This is a genomic window from Micromonospora sp. D75 (assembly GCF_018070405.1).
In the GTDB taxonomy this organism is placed as follows: Bacteria; Actinomycetota; Actinomycetes; order Mycobacteriales; family Micromonosporaceae; genus Micromonospora; species Micromonospora chalcea.
Genome location: NZ_JAGPXV010000922.1, coordinates 1 through 1,621 on the forward strand (window position 1 = coordinate 1; position 1,621 = coordinate 1,621).

At 65.9% G+C, this 1,621-nt stretch carries 1 protein-coding gene and 1 pseudogene; both read left to right on the plus strand.

The features are described from left to right. The first annotated feature begins 2 nt into the window (after window positions 1-2). The gene (locus KBX39_RS30710) at window positions 3-1,010 is read left to right on the plus strand and encodes a carbohydrate ABC transporter permease (RefSeq protein WP_210873895.1); all 1,008 of its coding nucleotides are present in this window, start codon (window positions 3-5) and stop codon (window positions 1,008-1,010) included. A gap of 1 nt (window position 1,011) precedes the next feature. Further along, window positions 1,012-1,621, plus strand: a pseudogene (locus KBX39_RS30715) (carbohydrate ABC transporter permease); the annotation flags it as partial.

Here is a 1,621-nt window from a genome sequence, read left to right on the forward strand (position 1 = left end):
TCATGCTGATGTACGGGCTGATCGCCTTCGTCGCGGTGGTGGGCGGGCTGCTCCTGCTCCTCGACGTGGTGCCGTCGTACTTCGCCCGGCGCCGGGAGGCGCAACTGGTCGCCGCCTCGGTGAGCGGCACGCCGCTGCCCCGCCGGCCCAAGCAGCGCGAGGGCGCGTTCGCGTTCTTCTTCCTGTTGCCGACGCTGCTGCTGCTCGCCGTCGGACTGGTGGTGCCGGCCATCCGCACCACGCTGCTCTCCTTCATGGACTCCAGCAGCAGCAACTGGGTGGGACTGGACAACTACCGCTGGATGTTCGCCGAGGACTCGATCGTCCGGGTCCTGGTCAACACGCTGATCTGGGTGCTGCTGGTGCCGCTGGTGGCCACCGCGTTCGGCCTGATCTACGCGGTCCTGGTGGACAAGGCACGGTTCGAGGCGGTCGCCAAGTCCCTGATCTTCCTGCCGATGGCGATCTCGTTCGTCGGCGCCTCCATCATCTGGCGCTTCGTCTACGCCTACCGGGGCGAGGGCGACCAGATCGGCCTGCTCAACCAGATCGTGGTGAGCCTCGGCGGAGAACCGAAGCAGTGGCTGCTGGACTCGCCGCTGAACACGTTCCTGCTCATCGTGATCATGGTGTGGATCCAGGCCGGTTTCGCCATGGTGGTGCTCTCCGCCGCGATCAAGGCCATCCCGGCCGACATCGTCGAGGCGGCCCGGCTCGACGGCACCACCGCCTGGCAGATGTTCTGGCGGATCACCATTCCCAGCATCCGGCCGGCGCTGATCGTCGTGGTGGTGACGATCTCCATCGCCACGCTCAAGGTCTTCGACATCGTCCGCACCGCCACCAACGGCAACTACGACACGAACGTGATCGCGACCGAGATGTACAACCAGGCGTTCCGCTACCAGGAGAACGGGCAGGGCTCGGCGCTGGCGGTGTTCCTGTTCGTCCTGGTGATCCCGATCGTGATCTACCAGATCCGCAACCTGCGCAAGCAGCGGGAGGGCTGAGATGACCACCACCACGCCCACCGTCGGAGTCGGCGCCCAGGCCACCGAACCGGCCACCCGGGGCGCCCGGGTGCGCAAGCGTCTGAACAGCCGTACCGCCACGCTCGTGTCGGTCGTGATCGCGATGCTCTGGACGATCCCGACCTTCGGCCTGTTCATCTCCTCGCTCCGGCCGGAGAACGAGATCAAGACCACCGGGTGGTGGACGTTCTTCAGCGACCCGCAGATCACGCTGGAGAACTACCAGGAGGTGCTGTTCAGCTCCGGCTCGTCCGGGCAGCTGGCCAGCTACTTCATCAACTCGCTGGCGATCACCATCCCCTCGGTGCTCTTCCCGCTCGCGTTCGCGTCGCTCGCGGCGTACGCGCTGGCGTGGATGAACTTCAAGGGGCGGGACTGGGTCTACATCGGCATCTTCGCACTGCAGATCGTGCCGCTGCAGATGGCCCTGGTGCCGCTGCTGCGGTTCTTCTCCACCGGCGTCACGATCGCCGGCGTGCAGATCCTGCCCGCGTGGGACCTGGTCGACGAGCAGAAGTTCGCCCAGGTGTGGTTCGCGCACACCTGTTTCGCGCTTCCGTTCGCCGTGTTCCTGCTGCACAACTTCATCT

Coding starts and splice junctions, on each gene's coding strand:
- KBX39_RS30710 (WP_210873895.1), top strand. CDS start 3: ATGCTGATGTACGGGCTGATCGCCTTCGTCGCGGTGGTGGGCGGGCTG.